General features: G+C 74.4%; 12 protein-coding genes and 1 pseudogene. 2 read left to right on the plus strand and 11 right to left on the minus strand.

All coding sequences use genetic code 11. The annotated features are described in order from the left end of the window. Positions 1 to 67 precede the first annotated feature (67 nt). The 4 genes and pseudogenes from ABEB00_RS28530 to ABEB00_RS28545 form a co-directional block, all read right to left on the minus strand. The gene (locus ABEB00_RS28530; RefSeq protein ID WP_345623322.1) at positions 68 to 1840 is read right to left on the minus strand and encodes a glycosyltransferase family 2 protein; all 1773 of its coding nucleotides are present in this window, start codon (positions 1838 to 1840) and stop codon (positions 68 to 70) included. After that, positions 1837 to 4029 (minus strand): CDP-glycerol glycerophosphotransferase family protein, encoded by a 2193-nt coding sequence (locus ABEB00_RS28535; RefSeq protein WP_345623404.1) that lies wholly within the window; start codon positions 4027 to 4029, stop codon positions 1837 to 1839. The genes ABEB00_RS28530 and ABEB00_RS28535 overlap by 4 nt, the downstream gene beginning before the upstream one ends. A 309-nt stretch (positions 4030 to 4338) precedes the next feature. After that, positions 4339 to 5196 (minus strand): annotated as a pseudogene (locus ABEB00_RS28540) (ABC transporter ATP-binding protein); the annotation flags it as partial. After that, a complete protein-coding gene (locus tag ABEB00_RS28545) occupies positions 5171 to 6100 on the minus strand; it encodes an ABC transporter permease (RefSeq protein WP_345623324.1) in 930 nt (309 codons plus the stop codon). The gene ABEB00_RS28545 and the pseudogene ABEB00_RS28540, both read right to left, overlap by 26 nt. A gap of 176 nt (positions 6101 to 6276) precedes the next feature. Here ABEB00_RS28545 and ABEB00_RS28550 point away from each other — a divergent pair, with 176 nt between their 5' ends. Continuing rightward, the gene (locus ABEB00_RS28550; RefSeq protein ID WP_345623326.1) at positions 6277 to 6903 is read left to right on the plus strand and encodes a TetR/AcrR family transcriptional regulator; all 627 of its coding nucleotides are present in this window, start codon (positions 6277 to 6279) and stop codon (positions 6901 to 6903) included. Positions 6904 to 7036: 133 nt separating this feature from the next. On the opposite strand, the gene galE is transcribed toward ABEB00_RS28550, so the two are convergent. The 3 genes from galE to ABEB00_RS28565 all read right to left on the minus strand — a co-directional run bounded on the left by galE (position 7037) and on the right by ABEB00_RS28565 (position 10427). Beyond that, the gene (gene galE / locus ABEB00_RS28555) at positions 7037 to 8017 is read right to left on the minus strand and encodes a UDP-glucose 4-epimerase GalE (RefSeq protein WP_345623328.1); all 981 of its coding nucleotides are present in this window, start codon (positions 8015 to 8017) and stop codon (positions 7037 to 7039) included. 64 nt (positions 8018 to 8081) lie between these two features. Beyond that, complete coding sequence (locus tag ABEB00_RS28560; RefSeq protein WP_345623330.1) at positions 8082 to 9842, minus strand: glycosyltransferase; 1761 nt, start codon at positions 9840 to 9842, stop codon at positions 8082 to 8084. A gap of 123 nt (positions 9843 to 9965) precedes the next feature. Further along, positions 9966 to 10427 carry a MarR family winged helix-turn-helix transcriptional regulator gene (locus ABEB00_RS28565; protein ID WP_345623331.1) on the minus strand — a complete coding sequence of 154 codons (462 nt, stop codon included), beginning with the start codon at positions 10425 to 10427 and terminating at the stop codon, positions 9966 to 9968. Positions 10428 to 10536: 109 nt separating this feature from the next. Between ABEB00_RS28565 and ABEB00_RS28570 the strand changes: the two genes are divergently transcribed. Beyond that, positions 10537 to 10950: an organic hydroperoxide resistance protein gene (locus ABEB00_RS28570; protein ID WP_345623332.1), complete on the plus strand. Its 414-nt coding sequence runs from the start codon at positions 10537 to 10539 to the stop codon at positions 10948 to 10950. A gap of 40 nt (positions 10951 to 10990) precedes the next feature. On the opposite strand, the gene ABEB00_RS28575 is transcribed toward ABEB00_RS28570, so the two are convergent. The 4 genes from ABEB00_RS28575 to ABEB00_RS28590 all read right to left on the minus strand — a co-directional run bounded on the left by ABEB00_RS28575 (position 10991) and on the right by ABEB00_RS28590 (position 18367). Then, entirely contained in the window at positions 10991 to 12553 is a 1563-nt protein-coding gene (locus ABEB00_RS28575) for a hypothetical protein (RefSeq protein ID WP_345623333.1), read from the minus strand. A 108-nt stretch (positions 12554 to 12661) separates the two neighbouring features. After that, a complete protein-coding gene (locus tag ABEB00_RS28580) occupies positions 12662 to 13933 on the minus strand; it encodes a hypothetical protein (protein ID WP_345623334.1) in 1272 nt (423 codons plus the stop codon). After that, positions 13930 to 16158, minus strand: coding sequence for a bifunctional glycosyltransferase/CDP-glycerol:glycerophosphate glycerophosphotransferase (locus ABEB00_RS28585; protein WP_345623335.1), 2229 nt, complete (start codon positions 16156 to 16158; stop codon positions 13930 to 13932). The genes ABEB00_RS28580 and ABEB00_RS28585 overlap by 4 nt, the downstream gene beginning before the upstream one ends. Before the next feature lie 7 nt (positions 16159 to 16165). Further along, positions 16166 to 18367, minus strand: coding sequence for a CDP-glycerol glycerophosphotransferase family protein (locus ABEB00_RS28590; protein ID WP_345623337.1), 2202 nt, complete (start codon positions 18365 to 18367; stop codon positions 16166 to 16168). Positions 18368 to 18395 lie beyond the last annotated feature (28 nt).

Here is an 18395-nt window from a genome sequence, read left to right on the forward strand (position 1 = left end):
GCCCGGCGGGCGCGCCCGCCGGGCCGGCGGACCTCAGGCGGGCAGGCAGTTCTCCGGCGGGCGGTCCTCAGCGCAGTACGCTCGCCGCCAGGCGGGCCGCTCGCTTCAGGCGGGGGCGGGCCAGCCCGCGGACCACCGGGCGGATCAGCCGGGCCGTCACCCCGACGGGTTCCCAGCGCACCTGGAGGCGGCCCGGAGCGTGCCCCTCCGGTTCGACGGTGACGCGGTGCGGGGTGGCGCCGGAGCGGTACGGGACCCGGGCGGTCAGCGCCGGGAAGCCGAGCGGGCCCAGCAGCAGACCGGTGTGGAACTGGCCCTGGTGGCGCAGGCGGAGCACGGGGTGCCGCAGCCCCGCGAAGCCCTGGAGCGGCGGGCGGGCCGTCGCCAGGTCCAGCCGGACCCGGCCCTCGAAGACGCCCGGGCGGACCGGCGAGAGCCGGAAGGGCACCGTCAGCCGGCGCCCGCCCGGCGCGAGCAGGAGGGCGGCGCGCTGGGGGCCGACCGGCAGCCGCAGCGCCGGGTCGTAGGTGCGCACGGCCAGGTCGACCGAGGCGCCCGCGCCCCGCACGACGTCCGTGATCTCGTGCCGGAACCGGGCGCCGGCGAACGGCCGGACGTCCAGCTCCAGTGCGGTCAGGTCCAGCTCGCGGCGGGCCCGCCCGCTCCTCGGGACCTCCGCGCCCCAGTACGTCCGCCCCTCGGCGTCCGTCGCCGTCCACCGGGGCGCCACCCCGTGGCCCAGCCCGCGCGCCGCCTGCCGGACGTCACCGAACCGCCGGTCGCGCAACAGTTCGAGGACGATCCGTTCGGCGCGCGGCAGCCGGGCGTACGCCCCCTCGGACAGCGTGTCGAGGTAGGGGTTGACGACGTCCGCGAAGGCGGCCAGCCAGGCGTCGTCGCGGTACGGCAGGTCACCGGCGTACATCCGGAAGTCGTGCTTGAGGAACTTGAAGTCCTTCTCCTCGCGCAGCGACTCGTGCCCGCTCTCGGCGAGGAAGGCGTCGATCAGGCGCTGGACGTGGACCCGGTCGGCGACGTTGCTCAGCCGGTCCCGCTGGTTGGAGATGGAGGCGGCGCCGGCGGCGGCGTACGGGGCGATGTACCAGAGGTAGACCGGGTCGGGGACCACGGTGAACGCCTTGGCCAGGCAGTACGCCTGCGCGGAGAAGAGCTGGTCCTCGTAGTGGATGTCCTCGGGGAAGCGCAGGGAGTGGCGGTCGAGGAAGGCGCGGGAGTACATCTTGCTGGTCGCCAGGTGCTCGAAGAGGAGCCGCGGGTCGTCCTCGATGCCGTCCAGTGTGCGGCCCTCGGCCACCAGGTGCTCCATCCACGTCGAGCGGCGGCCGGTGTCCACCCGTACCCGCCGCACCGCGCCCATCGCGAAGTCGATCTCGCGCGCGCGGTGGGCGGAGAGCAGTACCTCCACGGCGCGCTCGGGCAGTTCGTCGTCGCTGTCGAGGAACATCAGGTACGGCGCCCGCGCGATCTCAAGGCCGCGGTTGCGCGGGGTGCCGCAGCCGCCGCTGTTCTCGTCCAGCCGCAGGTAGATGATCCGCGGGTCCGCGGCGGCCAGCGCGCGGGCCACCCGCGGGGTGTCGTCGGTGGAGTGGTCGTCGCTGATGACGATCTCCAGATTGGCGTGGGTCTGCCGGCGGACGGACGCCACGGCCCGGGGGAGGCGGGCGGCGTCGTCGTGGACGATCACCGTGACGGTGACGTCCGGGGGGCCGGTGGTGCCGGGGGGACTGGCGGTACCACGGGTTCCGGCGGGACTGGCGGTACTAAGGGTTCTGGCGGGACTGGTGGTGTCGGTGGCTCCGGTGGGGGGTGTGCGGGTCATGCGGTCTCCTCCGGGCTCGGGGCCGGGGTGCGTTCCTCCAGGGGCAGGACGGGGGGCAGCGACTCCTCGTCCGCGCCGAGGAAGACCCTGCGGACGACGCGTTCGGCGGCGCGGCCGTCGTCGTACTCGCAGAACCGGCGCCGGAAGGCGGCCCGGGCCTTCGCCGCGCTCTCGTCGCGCCAGGCGTCGGTGGTGAGCAGCTCCGTCAGCTCCTCCTGGGTGCGGGCCACCGGACCCGGCGCGTCGGCCATCAGGTCGAAGTAGACACCGCGGGTGGTGCGGTACGTCTCCCAGTCGTCGGCGTGGATCACGATCGGGCGGTCCAGGTTGGCGTAGTCGAACATGATCGACGAGTAGTCCGTGACCAGGGCGTCGGCGGCCAGGCAGAGATCCTCGACGGGGTCGTAGGCGGAGACGTCGACGAGGCGGCCGGTGCGGCGCAGGCCGGCCAGGGGGGAGGCGGTGCCCTCGTGGAAGTAGTGCGCCCGCACCAGCAGGACCGTTTCCTCGCCGAGGCGGTCGGCGAGGGCGGCGAGGTCGAGGCGGGGGGTCCAGCCGGACTCGTAGTCGCGGTGGGTCGGGGCGTAGAGGACGGCCCGGCGGCCCGGTGCGATGCCGAGGCGCTCGCGCACCGCGCGGACCTGCTCGGCGCCGGCCGTGTAGTACACGTCGTTGCGCGGGTAGCCGTGGTCGAGGGAGACGTGGCGGGCCGGGTAGGCGCGCTCCCACATGCGGGTGGAGTGGGTGTTGGCGGAGACGCTGTAGTCCCAGCGGTCCACCCGGGCCAGCAGGGCTTGGAAGTCGAACCCCCTCGCGGCGGCCGGGTAGGGCATCTGGTCCAGGCCCATGCGCTTCAGCGGGGTGCCGTGGTGGGTCTGGAGGTGCACCGCGTCGGGGCGTTTGACCACGGCGTCGGGGAAGTTGACGTTGTTGACCAGGTACTTCGCGCGGGCCAGCACCTCCCAGTAGCGGCGGGTGCCGGGGACGACGTGGTCGGTGCCGGGCGGCAGCAGGGCGGCGTTGTCGGCGCTCACCACCCACACCGGGTGGATGTCCGGGGCGAGTTCGCCGAGCTTCGCGGCGATCGCGGCCGGGCTGCAGGCCACGCCGCGGTTCCAGTAGGCGGAGAAGACCGCGAGGCGCGGGTCGACCGGGCCGGCGAGCGCGCGGCGGTACTGGTGCCGGCGGAGCTCCGCGACGGCCCGGCGGCCGCGGGCCCGTACCTCGCGGCGCACGGCGCGGTGGGCACGGTTGGCGGTCTGGAAGGCGCGGTAGCGGGGGTAGGAGCCCTGCTCCAGCAGCGACCGGCGGACCCCTTCGGGGCCGGCCGGGCGGCGGTGTCCCTCGGGGCGCCGGCGCAGCGCCGTCAGCGAGGCCCGGCGGAAGAACTCGCGGGCGACGGGCTCCGGGAGGCCGCCGCCGGCGAAGGTGTGCAGGAAGTCGCGGACCATGACGTCGTAGAGGACGGCGTACGACCGCGGCCGGTCCCGGGCGAGGTCCAGCAGTGTCTCGTAGCGCTCCACGAGGGCGTACTGCCGCTCGGCGGTGACCGGCGGGAGGCTCTCGGGGCGCAGCCGCCGGTCCTCGTACGCCGGGTGCGGCCACGCGGCGACGCGGTCCGCGAGGAGCAGGGCGGCGTAGGCGGCGAACGGCTCGTCGTCCGTGGTGAGGAGCCGCGCGTGGGCGTGCCAGAAGGAGGCGCGGAACACGCGGTTGCCGAGCAGCGCGGTGGTGCGCAGCAGGGGCGCGCGGTCGTCCGGCGCGGCCTCGGTACCGGCCGCGCGGGCGAGCCGGGGGCCGTCCGGGGAGGCCAGGTGGGAGGTCCGCCAGGTGGAGCGGACGTGGTCGACGAGGAGGACGTCCACCGGGCCGGGGAGGGCGGCGGTGTGCTCGGCGACCGCGCGCGGGGCGCCGGCGGGCAGTCCGTCCTTGGCGTGCGCGAAGTGCAGCCAGCGGCCGGTCGCCCGCGCGGCCCCCGCCGCGCGGGCCGCCGAGTCGCGCGCGCCGTCCGGCAGCGGCACCACCTGGAAGGCGGGGGTGTGCCGCTCGGCCGCCTCCCGGGCCCAGTCGCCCACCGCGGCGACGATCACCTCGGTGTCCCCCTGCGGGTGGGCGGCCAGGGAGTCCAGCAGCCCGGTGAGGTGGTCCTGGGTGTTGGGCCCGTGCACGACGACACTGAGTTCGGGCATCGCGGTGGACTCCTTCGCCTCGGTCGCTCCCGGCATGCCTATTCGGTCATAGTGGCACAAACCGATGAAAGGGTTAACCGAGGCTGCGCCTCGTGGGGGAGGGCGGGCGCGAGGCTACGGGGCGGAGGCGGTTCCCGGCCGGGGGGTGCCCTCCGGTTGCGGCTCGGGGCCCGCCTCGGGCTTGGGCTCGACCGAGGCGTCGGGCTCGACCGAGGCGTCGGGCTTGACCTGCGGGGGGACCGCGACCTCGGCCTCGGCCTTGGGCATGACCGCGACTTCGGCCTTGGCCTTCGGTACGACCGCGACCTCGGCCTTGGGTTCTGCCTTCGGCTTCGGCTTGGGCTTGGGCTTCGGCTTGGCCTTGTCCGGGCCGCCGGTGAACGCCTCGTACTCCTTGAGGACCTCGTCCGTGGGTCCGTCCATGCGCAGCTCGCCGCGCTCCAGCCACAGCACCCGGTCGCAGGTGTCGCGGATGGACTTGTTGCTGTGGCTGACCAGGAACACCGTGCCCGCGTGCTTGCGCAGCTCGCGGATGCGGGCCTCGGAGCGCTTCTGGAAGGAGCGGTCGCCGGTGGCCAGCGCCTCGTCGACGAGGAGGACGTCGTGGTCCTTGGCGGCGGCGATGGAGAACCGCAGCCGGGCGGCCATGCCGGAGGAGTACGTACGCATCGGCAGGGTGATGAAGTCGCCCTTGTCGTTGATGCCGGAGAAGTCGACGATCTCCTGGTAGCGCGCCCGGACCTGCTCGCGGGTCATGCCCATGGCCAGGCCGCCGAGGTACACGTTGCGCTCGCCGGTCAGGTCGTTCATCAGGGCCGCGTTCACGCCCAGCAGGGACGGCTGGCCGTCCGTGTAGATCCTGCCGTTCTCCACCGGCAGCAGCCCCGCCACCGCCTTCAGCAGCGTCGACTTGCCCGAACCGTTGGTGCCGATCAGCCCGATGGCCTCACCCCGGTACGCGGCGAACGACACGTTGCGCACCGCGTGCACCCGGCGTACGCCCGCCGCCTTCTCGCTCTGCTTGCGGCGGAACATGCGGTTGAGGGCGGCGGTCGCGGTGCCCCGCCCGCCGCCGGTGCCGTTGACCCGGTAGACGATGTCGACGCCGTCGGCGACGACGGTGGGGATCTTCTCGTTGGTGTCAGCCACGGCCGTAGGTCTCCTCAGCCTTCCAGAAGTAGATGAAGCCGCCGACCCCGGCGAGCAGGGCCCAGCCCGTGGCGAGCAGCCAGACGTGGGACGGGAGCTGGCTCGCGTGGAAGGTGTCGATCAGGGCGAACCGCATCAGGTCGATGTAGACGGCGGCCGGGTTGGCCTGGAGGACGGGGCCGACCCAGGACGGCAGGTCACCGTGTTTCGCGATGAGCTGGTCGATGCTCCACATCACACCGGAGATGTACATCCAGGTGCGCAGCGCGAACGGCATGAGCTGGGCGATGTCGGGGATCTTCGACCCGAGCCGGGCCATGATCATCGCCACGCCGGCGTTGAAGGTGAACTGGAGCACCAGGGCCGGGACCGCCAGCACCCAGGACGCGGCCGGCGGTACGCCGAACGCCAGCAGGATGACGACGAGCGCGGCCATGGAGTACAGCAACTGCTTGAGCTGCTGGAGGCAGAAGGAGACCGGCAGCGCGGCGCGCGGGAAGTGCAGGGCCCGCACCAGGCCGAGGTTGCCGGAGATCGCGCGGGTGCCCGACATGATCGAACTCTGGGTGAAGGTCCAGATGAACACGCCCGTGACCAGGAAGGGCACGTAGTCCGGCACGCCCTTCTTGGTCTGCAGCAGCACGCCGAAGATGAGGAAGTACACCGCCGCGTTGAGCAGCGGGGTCATCACCTGCCAGACCTGGCCCAGCTTCGCCTGGCTGTACTGCGCGGTCAGCTTGGCGGTGGAGAAGGCGCCGATGAAGTGCCGGCGGGCCCACAACTGGCTCAGGTAGGCGGGCAGGGAGGGGCGGGCCCCGCTGACCGACAGGCCGTGACGGGCGGCGAGGGCCGCGAAGTCCTCGGCGGCCGGGGCGGGTGCGGGGACCGGGGTGGGGGGCGGTGTGTCGAGGACCTGGCTCACATCCGCTGCTTTCGCTCGGGGGGAGGGGTGGGACGCCATGCGGACGAACACGGTGACGTACGGAGATCGCGCGGTCACCCACGTCGGGACGGGACCGTATCGTCGTAACGGGAGCGTAGGCGGAATCGACGTCGGAACGCAACCGTTTCGTCGTGACGCCCCTATGCTTGGGGCGTATGACGACCAACGCCGACGAGCCCCAGCCCCGTCCGCGCCGCAGGGCCCCCGCGGGGGCGGCCGTACTGCGGGCGGACGTGACGGAGGCGATCCGGGCGGCCGTCTTCGGGGAACTGGCGGCGGTCGGCTACGCGCGGATGTCCATCGAGGGGATCGCGCGCCGCGCGGGGGTGGGCAAGACCGCGGTGTACCGGCGCTGGCGTTCCAAGCTGCACCTGGTGCTCGACATCGTCTCGGCGCTGGCCGTGCAGGGGCTGCCCGCGCCGGACACCGGCACGCTGGAGGGCGATCTGCGGCTGCTCTACGAGGTGACGTCCAGGGCGCTGCGGCACCCGGTGGCCTCGCAGGTCATCCCCGACCTCCAGGCGGAGGCGGCCCGCAACCCCGAGATCGCCGAGGCGCTGCGGAAGGCGCTGCGGGAGGGGCAGGACTCGGTCGCCAGCTCGATCCTCGCGGCGGCCGAGCGCCGCGGTGAACTCCGCGGCGGCTTCGACCACGACCTCGCCCTGGACCTGATCTCCGGCCCGCTGTACTGGCGGTCGGTGGTCATCCGCGGCCCGAAGCCACCGAAGGGCTATCTGGCGGCACTGACCCGGGCCACGGCCGCGGCGCTGAAGGCGATGTAGGCGATGCGAGCGATGTAGGCGGTGCAGGCGATGCAGGCGATGCAGGCGATGCAGGCACTGTGCGGGTGTGACGGGTGTGACGGGTGTGGCGGGCGTGGCGGGTGCCGGCCGTTCTCCGGGCACCCGGCGGGTGTCAGGCCCGCGCCGCCTCCGGGTGCAGGCGTACCCAGCCCGCCCAGGCCGACGTGATCATGTCCTGTACGTCGTACTTGGCCTTCCAGCCCAGCTCGGTGGCGGCGCGTTCGGCCGAGGCGACGACGTTGGCCGGGTCGCCGGGGCGGCGCGGGGCCACCGCGGGGGCACGGTCGTGGCCGGTGGTGGCGTTGATGAGGTCGATCATCTCGCGGACGGAGACGCCCTCGCCGCGGCCGATGTTGAGGGTGAGGGTGTGGCCGGGGGCGGACCGCAGGGCGCGGGCCGCCGCCACATGGGCCTCAGCTAGGTCCAGTACGTGGATGTAGTCGCGCACGCAGGTGCCGTCCGGCGTCGGGTAGTCGTCGCCGAAGACGCGCGGGGCGGCGCCCTCGGTGAGCTTCTCGAAGACCATCGGGACCAGGTTGGTGACGCCGGTGTCGGCCAGTTCCGGGCTGCCCGCGCCCGCCACGTTGAAGTACCGCAGGGACGCGGTGGCGAGCCCGGTCGCCCGGCCGGTCGCCCGCACCAGCCACTCGCCGGCCAGCTTGGTCTCGCCGTAGGGGGACATCGGCACGCAGGGCGTCTCCTCGGTGACCAGGTCCACGTCGGGCGTGCCGTAGACCGCCGCCGAGGAGGAGAAGACGAAGGAGGGCACCCCGGCCGCCGTCACCGCCTCCAGCAGTACGCGCAGGCCCTCGACGTTCTCCCGGTAGTACTGGAGCGGCAGCTCCACCGACTCGCCGACCTGCTTGCGCGCCGCGAGGTGGACGACGCCGGTGACGCGGTGGCCGGTGAGGGTGCGGGCCAGTCGCTCCGCGTCGAGGACCGAGCCCACCACCAGGGGGACGCCGTCCGGTACGCGTTCGGCGATGCCGGTGGACAGGTCGTCGTACACCACCACCGCCTCGCCCGCCGCGGTCATCGCCCGTACGACGTGCGCCCCGATGTAGCCGGCGCCGCCGGTGATCAGCCAGGTCATGGTGGCCGTCTCCTCGTCAGTCAGTTGCCTCGTGACGGCCTGCCCCGCGTGACATGGCCGCCCTTCAGTGAAGCAGGCGCCGGAGCCTGCCGCGCACCACCGCCGCCACTCCCCGCACCCCCGGCGCGACCCGCAGCGCCAGCGCGCCGGAGTGCGTGGCATACGGCTGGACCAGCACGATCGCGTGCCGGGCGCTCGGCAGGGCGCGGCGGCGCAGCCGGCCGGCGCCCGTGCGGGCGTGCGCCGTGACCTCGCGCCGGGAGCCGTCCCGGAAGCGCAGCAGCAGCCGCAGGTCCCAGGTGCCGGGGCCGAGCCCGTCCGGGCCGGTGAGGGCCACTCCGGTCTCGGCCCGCCAGACCGGTCCGTCCGCACCCGCGGCGTCGGACGTGGTGCCGGGCGGGGTGCCGGAAGGGGCCTCGGGTGGGGCGCCTGGCGGAGTGCCGGGCTCGGGGGGTGCGAAGAGCGCCGTGCGCAGCGCGCGGACGCGGCCGTCCTCGCGCCTGCGCCACTCCGCCTCGACCGTCTCCGGGCCCGCCGCCGCCACCCGGCCGTACAGCTCGTACAGCCGCAGCCGCAGCCGCAGCCGCAGCCGCAGACGCAGCCGTAGTCGGGTGTCCCGCACGCGGGGGGACAGTTCCGCGTCGACGGCCAGGGGGAGCAGGGGCACCGGGCGGGTCAGCAGGGGTTCCAGGGTGACTTGGGGGAGGTCGTCGGCCCAGACGGGCGTGGTGTCGGGGGCGCGGGCGTAGGGCGCCAGCAGGCGGGCCGGGCGGGCCGCGAGGTCGCGCAGCCGGGGCAGGTCGCGCGGTTCGGCGCAGGCGAGCACGACCCGGCCGATCAGCCGGCCCGGCGCGGTCGGCGCGCGCGTCCAGTCGGCCGCGTCGTACTCGGCGAGGTACGCCCGCGTGTGCGCCCACCACGCGCGCTGGTAGCGCACGTCCCGCAGGCCCAGCTCGCGCGCGTACATCCGCAGTTCGTGGTCGAGGAACTTGGCGCGGGCCGCCCGCGCGAGTTCCTTCTGCCCGGCGGCCAGCAGGATGTCGTACGCCGTGCGGCACGCGTGGGTACGGTCCCGCCAGTTGCCGACGTCCGCGCGGTCCAGCGAGATCGACAGCGTCTCGGCGGACCGGCGCACGTGCCAGACGTAGACCGGGTCCGGGACGAGCGCCACGCGCGGGTCGGCGGCGAGCACCCGCGCGGTGAGGACGAAGTCCTCGTAGCGGAAGCGGCCCTCGGGGAAGCGGATGCCGTGCTCGCGCAGGAAGGCGGTGCGGTAGAGCTTGTTGACGCAGAGGGTGTCGTGGACCAGGCGCGGGCGCAGGGCGGGGCGTGCGACGACCGCGCGCGCCGCGTAGAGCGCCGGCTGCCACGGCACGTCGCGCCCGGCGGGCAGCTCCCGGCGTACGCACAGCCCGCCCGCCACCTCGGCGCGCTCCTCGACGGCCGCCGCCAGCAGCGCGTCCACCGCACCCGGCGGGAGGACGTCGTCGCTGTCCAGGAACATCAGGTACGGCGAGGTCACCGCGTCCATGCCGGTGTTGCGCGGGGTGCCGCAGCCGCCGCTGTTGACCGGCCGCCGCAGGACCGTCAGCCGGGGGTCCGTCCCGGCCAGGCGGTCGAGCAGGTCCGCGCTGCCGTCGGTCGAGCCGTCGTCCACCGCGACGACCTCACCGACGGCCGGCCCCTGCGCCAGCGCCGAGCGCACGGCGTCGGTCACATGGGCCGCGTCCTGGTGGCCGATGACGACGACGGCGACGGCGGCGACGGCGGCGACGACCTGGTCCGGTCCCGGGCTCGGGCTCGGACCCGGAGGTGGAGGGGGCATCGACGGATCGTAATCCGTACGAAAGTCATATGAAGTGCCGCACACGCCCCTTCAGGCGAACAAGGCGGCCAAACCGGTGAATCCGGTGAATCCGGTGAATCCGGTGCGGCCGGTGAACCCCGGCTACTCCCGGTCGGCTGTCGTCGCCGTGTCCAAGGCGTCCGTGAGGCGGTCCAGGCGGGTCCGGAGATCCTGGATCTCGTCCAGGTCGAAGCCGGTCGCGGCGGCTATCCGGCGGGGCACCTCCAGGGCCCGCTCGCGCAGCGCGCGTCCCTCCTCGGTGGGCCGCACCCGCACCGAGCGCTCGTCGCTCGCGCTGCGCTCGCGCCGGACCAGCCCGGCCGCCTCCAGCCGCTTCAGCAACGGCGAGAGCGTGCCGGAGTCGAGCCGCAGGTGCTCGCCGAGCCGCTTCACCGGCAGCTCGCCGTGCTCCCACAGGACCAGCATGACCAGGTACTGCGGGTAGGTGAGCCCGAGATCCTTGAGGATCACGCGGTAGACGCCGCCGAAGGCGCGCGCGGCCGCGTTCAGCGAGAAGCAGATCTGCTGGTCGAGGCGGAGCCAGTCCGCTGTGGGCGTGGTCATGGTCCCAGGATAACGACATCTCCTTGCGTGGCACTTGATTGTGCGCAACTTAATTGTGTGCTTCACTGGTGGTCGTCAGGACGCACCGCCTCAAGAGGGATGGTTTTCCATGGACCCGCTCTACACCGCCGTCGCCACCGCCACCCACGGCCGCGAGGGCCGCGCCGTCAGCTCCGACGGCAAGCTGGACCTCGGTCTCAGCGCCCCGGTCGAGCTGGGCGGCAACGGTCAGGGCACCAACCCCGAGCAGCTCTTCGCCGCCGGTTACGCCGCCTGCTTCGGCAGCGCCCTCGGCGCCGTCGGCCGCGCGGCCAAGGTCGACGTCACCGACGCCGCGGTGACCGCCGAGGTCGGCATCGGCAAGGAGGGCGAGGGCTTCGCGCTCGCCGTCACGCTCCGCGTCGAGCTGCCCGACACCGTGGACGAGGAGACCGGCCGCAAGCTGGTCGAGCAGGCCCACCAGGTCTGCCCGTACTCCAACGCCACCCGCGGCAACATCCCGGTCGAGCTGGTCATCGAGTAGTCACCGGATCTCACCGGCCACCGCAACACCGGCCACCGCCTCACCGGCCCGCGACCCGCGCCAGCACCTCGCCGGTCCGTTCGCTCCACGCCACCACCACGGCCTCCTCGGGCACCGGCTGCCAGCGCGTCAGCAGCAGCCAGCGCACCCGGTGGCGGCGGACGACGGCCGCCCGCTCGGCGCGGGTCGTCCCCCTGGCCAGGTACGACCGCACGTCCGCCTCGCGCCGCCCGCGCTCCCGCTCGTCCAGGGACGGGTCCGGCCAGGCGGGCGCGGCCAGGTTCGGGCCGTACCCGGCGATCGCGTGACCGGCGTAGTAGCCGTCGGTGATCACCACCTCGCCGGGGCCGATGTGCCGGGCCGCCCAGGTGTAGTCGGGCCACGCGGGCGGCTGCGCGAAGCCGACCGGGTCCAGGGCGCGCGGCACCACCGCCCCCGCGTGGACGGTGAGAAAGCCCAGCGCCGCCCCGGCCGCCGCCGCCCACCCCAGCACCCGCCGCCCCGGCCGCCACGGCCGGGGCGCCGCCAGTTCCACCGCCAGCGCGCACTGCAACGGCACCAGGGTGAGCCCGAGGATCCGGCCGTAGGTGTAGTGGCCGCCGGCCCAGCCGTACGCCACCACCAGACAGTCCAGGGCGAACATCAGCACCAGCGGGTCCCGCGGCGAGCGGCGCCCGCGCAGCCACAGCGCCGGCAGTCCCACCACCAGGGCCAGCCAGAACTGCCCGCCGAGATCGGCGTAGAGCGTGCGGTGGATCGCGTCCACGCTGTCGTCCCCGGCCAGCGCGTACACGTCGAAGTACGGCCACACCGCGCCGGTCAGCAGCGCCGCGGCCCCGGCCAGCGCCCAGCGGCCCAGCAGCGCCGGCCGCCACCGCCGCTCCCAGCCGGCGATCAGTGCCAGCGCGCCCAGCACCGCCGCCATCGCCGTGATCGGGTGGACCAGCAGGATCAGCCCGTACACCACGCCGAGCCCGGCGTACCCGGGCAGGCCGCGCAGGCCGCCGGGCCCGACGTACCGCACCCGGCGCAGGTCCCGGGTGCGCGCGCCGGTCAGTGCCCAGGCCCACAGGGTCAGCCCGATCGCGAAGGCGGACGGGTAGCCGAGGTTGCCGGTCATGGACATCAGCCCGAGGTAGCCGCTCCACCAGGCCCGCTCGGTGCCCCACAGCAGCGTCATCGCCCCGAGCGCCAGCACCGGCGCCCACCGGCGCGGGCTCAGCACCCGGACGAATCTCCTCAGGCCGGTCAGCAGCACCAGCAGGTTGACCGGCCCGGCCAGCCGGACCACCTCCCAGCCGCCGAGCCCGGTGAGCCGGGCGGACGCGCCCTGCGCGAGGGCGTACGGCGAGTAGTACGCGCTGCCCGCGCCCGGCAGGTCCGCCATCGGATGACGGGGGTGGAACAGGTCGGCCTTCAGCCGCTCGACGACGGCCGCGTGCTGGCCCGCGTCGCAGCACAGCGGCACCCGCCAGTACGCCAGCGTCATCACCAGCCAGAACAGGAAGCCCGCGACCAGGTACGGCGTGGGGCGCCGGAGCGGGCCGCCGCGCAGCGCGGTGGCGCCGTGCACGGCCCGCCGGGCGAGGACTCCGGTGCTCACCGGACGGGAGGGGAGGGGAGCGACGTGGGCATCTGCCGTATGTTCCCGATTGAGTCAACGGCATGACGTGTGATCACCCCATCGGGTGATTGTCCGGCGATGCGGTGATCAGTTGACCGCGCGGACCCGGTCGGTGTGCCCCTGCGCCGGCAGGGACATCCCGTCCCGCACCACCGGCGCCAGCAGCAGCGGCACCCCCAGGACCGGCAGCAGCCAGGCCATCACGATCAGCCGGCCCCCGATGCCGACGTCCGGATGCCCGGCCTGGGTGAGGACGCCGGTGGCCGCCGCCGCGACCACGAAGGCGCCGAACGCGGGGCGGCGCAGCGCGCCCCACACCCCGGCCGCCAACGCCGTGACGAACAGCGGGTCCCGCGCCTGCCGGCGCGACCACTCGGTCCAGAAGTTGCCCTGCAACTGGAAGAACTCCGCCCACGGCCGCGCCCGGTCCGGCCGGGCGAAGTGGTGGGTCAGCAGATCCTGGAGGCTCTCCGACTCCGAGGGGTGGTGCAGCAGCCGGGCCAGCGCCACCGTGGCCAGGGCGGACCCCAGGCCCACCGCCGCCAGCCGGAGCACGTCCGGGCCCGGCGGCCGGCCCCGCCGGTGCCGCCGCCACGCCACCGCCGCGCCCGCCGCCGCCAGGCACCCCCCGAGGAAGAGCGCCTGCGAGTGCTTCACGGTGAACAGCGCCGCCGACGCCCCCGCGACCAGCGCGAACCCCGCCCGCGCCCGCCCCGCGCACAGCACCAGCGCACAGCCCCACACCGCCGCCAGGGTCAGCGCCAGCAGCAGCCCCTCGGTCATCGGGCGCATGGCGGTCGCCCCGGTCGGCAGCACGTAGTACAGCGCCTGCCCGGTCAGCGCGAACGGCACCGGCACGGAGACGGTGCGCAGGATCAGGAAGGCCAGCACCCCGCCCCCGGCCGCGAGCAGCACGCCCGCCGTCCACACCCCCCAGGTCACCCCGAGCAGGGTCACGAAGGGCACCAGGAACACCGGGTAGCCGGGGCGCGCCTCGAAGATCCGCATGAAGCGCTCCGGCATGAACGGCGCGGTGTGGCCGCCGGTCCGCCCGGCCCGCAGCCCCCGCTCGATCGCCCGCCACTCCCGCTCCCGGCACTCCGCCCGCACCAGCGGCGCGGGGTCGGCCCGGTGGAAGCGGACCACATGCACGCTCTGCGCGCGCTTCGCGTCCGAGGCCCGGCTCGCGCAGAAATGCTCGATGGCACCCGCCGCCGCCTCCCGCTTCTGCGCCCCGGCCAGACTCAAGGCGTACGACACGTAGTTCTTGCTGTCCGGGGTGGACCGCCCGGTGACGTCGGTGAGCTGGAGCAGCGCGAAGACCGCCGCCAGGAGCAGGACCCAGGCGCGCGGTCTCACGAGGAGGTCATCAGGTCACGGCCGGCCGACCGGGCCGACCGGGCGTCCGGCACGGACACCTGCCCCGGCAGCTCCTCGCCCAGCATCAGCGTCCGCACCACCCGCTCGGCGGCCCGCCCGTCGTCGAACGCGCAGAACCGTCCGGCGAACGCCGACCGCAGCCGCCCGGCCTCCTCGTCCCGCCACGCGCCCGAGGTGAAGAGATACGCCAGTTCCCGGTAGGTGCCCGCCACCTGGCCCGGCGGCTCGGCGGTGATGTCGAAGTAGGTGCCCCGGCTCGCCGCGTACGCCTCCCGGTCGTCGGCGAGGATCACGATCGGCCGGTCCAGGTTGGCGTAGTCGAACATCAGGGCGGAGTAGTCGGTGACCAGGACGTCGGAGGCGAGCATGACCTCCTCGACGTGCGGTTCGTCGGTGGCGTCGACCAGCACGCCCCGCCGGTGCAGCTCGCTCAGGCCCAGACCGCGCGCGGGGGAGGCGGCGAGGGAGGGGTGCAGACGGACCACCAGGGTGTGCCCGGGGCCCAGGTCGGCCGCCAGCCGGGCCGGGTCGAACCGCTCGACGTGGCCGCCACGCCGGTAGTCGCGGCGGGTCGGCGCGTACAGCACCACCGTGTGGTCCGCCGGAATGCCGTACCGCAGGCGGAACCCGGCCCCGGCCGCCCGGTCGGCGCGCCCCCGGACCAGGACGTCGTTGCGCGGGCTGCCGGTGCGGGCCGAGGCGAAGTGGCACGGATAGGCCCGCTCCCACACCCGCTCCGAGTGCGGGTTGGCGACCAGGCTGTGGTCCCAGCGGTCGGCGCGGCGCAGCATCTGCGGCACGTCCACGCCCAGCCGGGCGCCGGGCTTGTCCAGCAGGTCCGCGCCCATGTACTTCAGCGGCGTCCCCTGGTGGGTGTGGATGTGGACGCTGCCGGGCCGCTTGCGCAGCGCGCCCGGCCAGTTGACGTTGTTGACGAAGAACGTGGCCCGCTCGGTCACCCGGCGGTAGGCGGCGCTGCCGAGGAGGACGTGCTCCACCCCGGCGGGCAGCAGCGGCACCTGCTCCTCGTCCCGCAGCACCCACACCCCGCGCAGGTGCGGGGCCCAGTGCCGGGCCGCCCGGTAGATCGCCGCGGGGTCGCCGTACACCCCCCGGTGGGAGAAGGCCGAGTAGACGGCCAGCTCCGGGTCGAGCGGACGGCGGACGGTGAGAAGCGGGCGGGCCCGGCCCAGCTTCCCGGCCGCCGCCGTCCGCGTCCGCCCCGCCCGGCGGGCCGCGGCGCGCACCGCCTGCCCGGCCCGCCGCCGGGCCGCGTAGACCGCGTACCCCTGCTCCAGCACCCGCAGCCCGGCCGGGACCGGCGCGCCCGGCGGCCGGTGGGCGCGGAAGAGTGCGGCGGTGCGGCGGAAGAACTCGGCCCGGTCGGACGGCGGCAGCCGGTCCGGCTTGGAGAGGATGTCCAGACAGTGCTCGCCCATCTTGATGTGCAGGTACGGCCGCCACCCGGCGAGCTGCGGGCGGGCGTCGAGGAAGGCGAAGACCCGCTCGTACTGCGCGTGGATGTCGAAGTGCTTGCGGCTGGTGGTGGAGAGGATGTTGCCCTGGCGGCGCTGCCGGTAGTCCAGGCAGATCCGGTCCAGCACCGCGATCCGCCCGGCGCTGAGCAGCACCGGGAAGGTCCAGGGCGTGTCCTCGTAGTAACCCGGCGGGAAGGTGAAACCCTCGCGCTCCACGAAGTCGCGCCGGTACGCCTTGTTCCAGACCACCATCAGCAGGTCGAGGATCTCGGGGCGTTCGGTGAGGGTGAAGGTGGCGCCCCGGGCGTCGGCGAGGACGTGGGCGAGGGCGTTGCGGCGGGTGCCGCCCCACCAGTAGGTGCGCGCGTAGTCGAAGACCAGCACGTCCGGGTCGTCGGTCTCGGCCAGCCGGTCGGCCATCGCGCGCAGCGCGCCGGGGGTGAGCGTGTCGTCGCTGTCGAGGAAGAGGAGGTAGTCGCCGGTGGCGAGCGGCATCCCGGCGTTGCGGGCCCGGCCCAGGCCCACGTTCTCCGCCAGGTGCAGCACGCGCAGCCGCTCGTCGCGGGCCGCGTACTCGTCCAGGATCGCGCCGCAGCCGTCCGGGGAGCGGTCGTCGACGGCGATCACCTCGACGTCCCGGTAGGACTGCCCGAGGACCGAGTCGAGGCACTCGCGCAGGAAGCCCTGCACCTTGTAGCAGGGGATGATGACGCTGAAGCGGGGCACGTCGGGTTCAGCTCCTTACGAGGGTGGCGGCGGCGGGGGCCGGGACCCGCTCGGCGAGCGGCAGCACGGGCGGGAGCGCCTCGGGGTCCTCGCCGAGCAGCACCCGGCGGACGACGCGCTCGGCGGCCCGGCCGTCGTCGAACTCGCAGAACCGCTCCCGGAACCGGGCCCGCAGGGCGGCCGACTCCGGTCCCGCCCAGGAGCCGTCGGCGAAGAGGCGGGCCAGCTCCTCGGGGGTGCGGGCGACGGGGCCGGGCGGCTCGGCCATCAGGTCGAAGTAGACGCCGCGGGTCTCCCGGTAGACGTCCCAGTCGTCGGCGTACACGACGATCGGCCGGTCCAGGTTGGCGTAGTCGAACATGATCGACGAGTAGTCGGTGACCAGCGCGTCGGCGGCCAGGCAGACGTCCTCGGCGGAGCGGTGCGCGGTGACGTCGATGATCCTTTCGCCGCCGAGCGCGCCGCCCCGGTCGTAGAAGTAGTGGGCGCGCAGCAGGATCACGACGTCCTCGCCGGCCGCCGCGCAGAACGCCGCCAGGTCGAGACCGGACTCGAAGCCGGAGCGGTGGTCGCGGTGGGTGGGGGCGTACAGCACGGCCGTCTTCCCCTCGGGGACGCCGAGTTCGTGCCGGATCCGGGCCACGTCCTCGGCGGTCGCCGTGGTGTAGACGTCGTTGCGCGGATAGCCGTACTCCAGGTGCTCGTAGGAGCCGGGGAAGGCGCGCTCCCACATCTGGGTGGAGTGGCGGTTGGCGGAGAGGTTGTAGTCCCAGCGGTCCACCCGGCCCAGCAGCCTGGTGAAGCTGCCGGAGGCCGCGGCCACCACCGGGTACGTCGACTGGTCGACACCCATCTTCTTCAGCGGGGTGCCGTGCTGGGTCTGGAGGTGGACGCTGCCGGGGCGCTTGACGACACCCTCGGCGAAGTTGGCGTTGTTCACCAGGTACTTGGCGCGGGCCAGCACCTCCCAGTAGCGGCGGCCGCCGATCACCGCGTGCTCCACGTCCTCCGGCATCGTGTGCGCCTGGCCGGCCTCGACCAGGAAGACCGCCCGCAGATGCGGGGCGAGTTCGCGGGCCTTGGCGTGGATCGCGGCCGGATTGCAGGCGTAGCCCCGGCCCCAGTAGGCGCAGTACACGACGAGGTTCTCGTCGAGCGGGCGGGCCAGGTGGAACCGGTAGCGCAGCCGGGTGCGCAGGCCGCGCGGCCGGGGCAGCCGGGTCAGTACGGCCGTCACCGCCCGGTTGGCGCCGCGCAGCACACGGAACGCGCCGTACGCGCCCCGGGCCAGCAGCCGGTGCTGCACCCCGAGGCTGCCGCCGGGCAGCGCGAAACCGGCCGGACGGTGCGCCCGGTACAGCGCGCTCGCCCGGCGGAAGAAGGCCCGGCGGTCCGCGGGCAGCCGCCTCGGGTGCGCCGCCGTCTTCAGGACCGCCGCGAAGAGCTGCTCGAACAGCGCACCCGCCCGTTCGGCGCCGAGCCCGAGCCCGGCGACGCGGACCAGCACCCGCTCGACCTGGTCCAGCAGTTCGGCGTGGTGCGCGCCCGGCAGGTTCAGCCGGTTGCCCTGGCGCCGCACCAGATGCCGCACGACGACCGACCGCAGCACCGCGATCCGCCGGGCCTCCGCCGTGACCAGAGCGCCGAAGCCGACGTCGGTGAAGTGCCCGGCGGGAAAGGACAGCCGCCGCTCGGCCAGGAAGGCACGGCGGTAGGCCGCGCTCCAGGCCGGCAGCCGCACACCGGTCAGTCCGGGCGCGGCACCCGGCGGGAAGGCGCCACCCGGGGCGTCCGCCAGCAGCGGGGCGGCCGGATTGGTCGGCTCGCCCTCCCACCAGGGGACCTTCTCGTGCTCGAAGTACAGGACGTCCACGTCGCCGGTGACGGTCAGCCGGGCGTCCAGCGCCGCCAGCGCGCCCGGGACGAGGGCGTCGTCGCCGTCGAGGAAGAGCAGATACGTGCCGGTCGCCGCCCGGACCCCGGTGTCGCGCGCCCCGGCCAGACCGTCCGCCGGCGGCGAGTGCACGGGCGCCACCCGCGAGTCCCGCCGCGCGAGGGCGGCGGCCACCTCCGCGGCCGGACAGTCCGGCGTCCGGCACACCGGGATCAGCTCGAAGTCGCCGAAGGACTGGGCGAGGACCGAGTCCAGCGCCTGGGCCAGCCGGCCGGCGACCCCGTGGGAGGGGACGATGATGCTGAAGCGGGGCATTGCGTTCTCTCTGTCTCACGTCGGCTTG

It is taken from the genome of Streptomyces ziwulingensis (assembly GCF_039542605.1).
GTDB classification, from domain to species: Bacteria; Actinomycetota; Actinomycetes; order Streptomycetales; family Streptomycetaceae; genus Streptomyces; species Streptomyces ziwulingensis.